Genomic DNA, 2,307 nt, shown 5'->3' with positions numbered 1-2,307 from the left:
GCCCCGGAGAGGTGAAAAAGAGACAGCCCCGCAGGAAAGCCGGCGTCGGCGGCCAAGCCTGCGCCCGCGCCGAAGGCAACGCCCGCCAAGCCTGCCGCGAAGAAGCCGCCCGCGAAGAAGTAGCGGCCGCTACTCCGCCCGTGGCACCGAGTGCTCGCGGAACGCCGCCGCGATCACCGGCTTGTCCGCCCGCCCCTCGGTCACGGCGATGACCAGTTCGTAGAGCGCGTCCGGCTCCATCGAGGAATCCCACCCGTTCACGCGCAGGAACACGTCGGCTGCATGTAGGCCGGTGCGCTTATTCCCGTCGACGAACGGGTGGTTCATCACGAGGTGGAACAGGTACGCGGCGGCCATCTCGAACACGTCGCGATGGAGGTAGTCGTCCCCGAAGCCGGCGCCCGGCATCGCGAGCGCCGACTCCAGCAGTCCCTCGTCGCGGACGCCGTGCGCGCCGCCGAACGCCTCGATCTGGGCGATGTGAAGCGCGATGACCTCGTCGCGCGTGAGGAACACCGGCTCCACGCGTTACTCCGCCAGACGACGGTACACGTCGGCGTACTTCTCGAGCGACTCGTGAAGGGCGCGCTCGAACTTCGCCTCGCGCGAGTCGGGCTTGCGGACGGGGACGATGACGAGGCTGTCTCCCTCCACCGTCAACTGCACCTCGCCGTCCTCGTCGAGTCCGACCAGCTCCATCAAGGTCTTGTCGATCACGATCGCTCGGCTGTTGCCGTGCCGGACCAGTCGCTTGCGCATGCGTTCAGCCTCCACGGTGGTAGTACATTGTACTGACATCAGTATACTCCTTCCCGGGCCACGGTCACGCGTGCAGTCACATCGTGAATCGGAGGTCCAACCGAATCCTCAACGGTTCCTGACCAAACGCCACTCGCGTAGAATCACTCCCGCACGCTTCGCCCAACACCCGAAAGGCCCGCGAACACATGGCCAAGCACACCGTCACGCTCATCCCCGGCGACGGGATCGGTCCCGAGGTCACCGCCGCAATGACCCGCGTCGTCGAGGCGGCCGGCGTCGACGTCGCCTGGGAGGTCGCCGAGGCAGGCAGCGACGTCATGGAGAAGTACGGCACCCCGCTGCCCGACCACGTCCTGCAGTCGGTCCGCAAGAACAAGGTCGCCATCAAGGGCCCGATCACCACGCCCGTGGGCACCGGTTTTCGCAGCGTGAACGTCGCGCTGCGCCGGGAGCTCGACCTGTACGCCTGCCTGCGCCCGTCGTTCTCGATCCCCGGCAGCGGCGCGCGCTACGACGACATCGACCTGGTCATCGTTCGCGAGAACACCGAGGACCTCTACGCAGGCATCGAGTTCGAGCAGGGCAGCGAGGGTGCGCGCGAGCTCATCGAGTTCGCGTCGGCCAAGGGCGCCGGCACCATCCGGCCCGACTCGGGCATCTCGCTGAAGCCGATCTCGATCTCGGGCACGCAGCGCATCGTGCGCTACGCGTTCGACTACGCCATCGCCAACGGCCGCAAGAAGGTCACCGCGGTCCACAAGGCCAACATCCTCAAGCACTCCGACGGCCTGTTCCTGAAGGTCGCCCGCGAGGTCGCCGAGGAGTACGCCGACTCCGGGATCGAGTTCGAGGACTACATCGTCGACGCCACCTGCATGCAGCTCGTCCTGCACCCGGAGTGGTGGGACGTGCTCGTGCTGCCGAACCTGTACGGCGACATCGTCTCCGACCTGGCCGCCGGCCTCATCGGCGGGCTCGGCATCGCGTCGGGCGCGAACATGGGCGCCGACTGCGCGGTCTTCGAGCCGGTCCACGGCTCGGCGCCGAAGTACGCCGGCAAGAACGTCGCGAACCCCACGGCCGAGATCCTCTCGGCGGTGCTCATGCTGAAGCACCTCGGCGAGGCGGACGCCGCCGAGCGTGTCCTCGCGTCCGTGAAGGCCGTCATCGCCGACGGCACGCACGTCACCTATGACGTGAAGCGGTCCGTCACCGGCAGCACCGCGGGAAGCGTCGGCACGAGCGAGTACGCCGACGCGATCATCGCGGGGTTGTAGGGCGGCGACGGCGATGGCCCGCGGCGAGCGCGACGTACGCGAGCCCATCGCGGGCGAGGGCGACGAGCGCCGCTACTGGGCGTCGGTCGACTCCTCGCACAAGCGTGCGATCGTCATCGCGCTCGCGGTGATCGCGGTCGCGGCGGGCGTGGGCGGGGCATGGCTCGCGATCCGCGCGGGCCGCGGGCAGGACGCGCGCGACCTCGGCGGCCCGGCGCGCGTGATCGGCGGCCCGCCGGCCGACGTCGCGACCGGGACCGCGTCCGGC

Annotated in this window: 4 protein-coding genes; 2 read left to right on the top strand and 2 right to left on the bottom strand. The window is 69.1% G+C overall.

Annotation, left to right across the window (positions count from 1 at the left end):
• Positions 1–129 precede the first annotated feature (129 nt).
• Positions 130–525 carry a type II toxin-antitoxin system death-on-curing family toxin gene (locus FDZ70_09455; protein ID TLM70015.1) on the bottom strand — a complete coding sequence of 132 codons (396 nt, stop codon included), beginning with the start codon at positions 523–525 and terminating at the stop codon, positions 130–132.
• Between the two features lie 3 nt (positions 526–528).
• Positions 529–759: an AbrB/MazE/SpoVT family DNA-binding domain-containing protein gene (locus tag FDZ70_09450; protein ID TLM70014.1), complete on the bottom strand. Its 231-nt coding sequence runs from the start codon at positions 757–759 to the stop codon at positions 529–531.
• Positions 760–947: 188 nt separating this feature from the next.
• Here FDZ70_09450 and FDZ70_09445 point away from each other — a divergent pair, with 188 nt between their 5' ends.
• Positions 948–2,039: an isocitrate/isopropylmalate dehydrogenase family protein gene (locus FDZ70_09445; protein TLM70013.1), complete on the top strand. Its 1,092-nt coding sequence runs from the start codon at positions 948–950 to the stop codon at positions 2,037–2,039.
• Between the two features lie 13 nt (positions 2,040–2,052).
• Positions 2,053–2,307 (top strand): hypothetical protein (locus FDZ70_09440; protein ID TLM70012.1); only part of this gene is annotated, 255 nt, incomplete at its 3' end.

This window comes from Actinomycetota bacterium, from assembly GCA_005774595.1.
Classification (GTDB): Bacteria; Actinomycetota; Coriobacteriia; order Anaerosomatales; family D1FN1-002; genus D1FN1-002.
The sequence above is the reverse complement of the archived record's forward strand: the minus strand, read 5'-3'. Positions and strand labels throughout refer to the sequence as shown.

Bases quoted from the DNA above. Each gene is read 5' to 3' on its own strand.
- FDZ70_09450 (TLM70014.1), bottom strand. From the start codon at position 759: ATGCGCAAGCGACTGGTCCGGCACGGCAACAGCCGAGCGATCGTGATC.
- FDZ70_09445 (TLM70013.1), top strand. From the start codon at position 948: ATGGCCAAGCACACCGTCACGCTCATCCCCGGCGACGGGATCGGTCCC.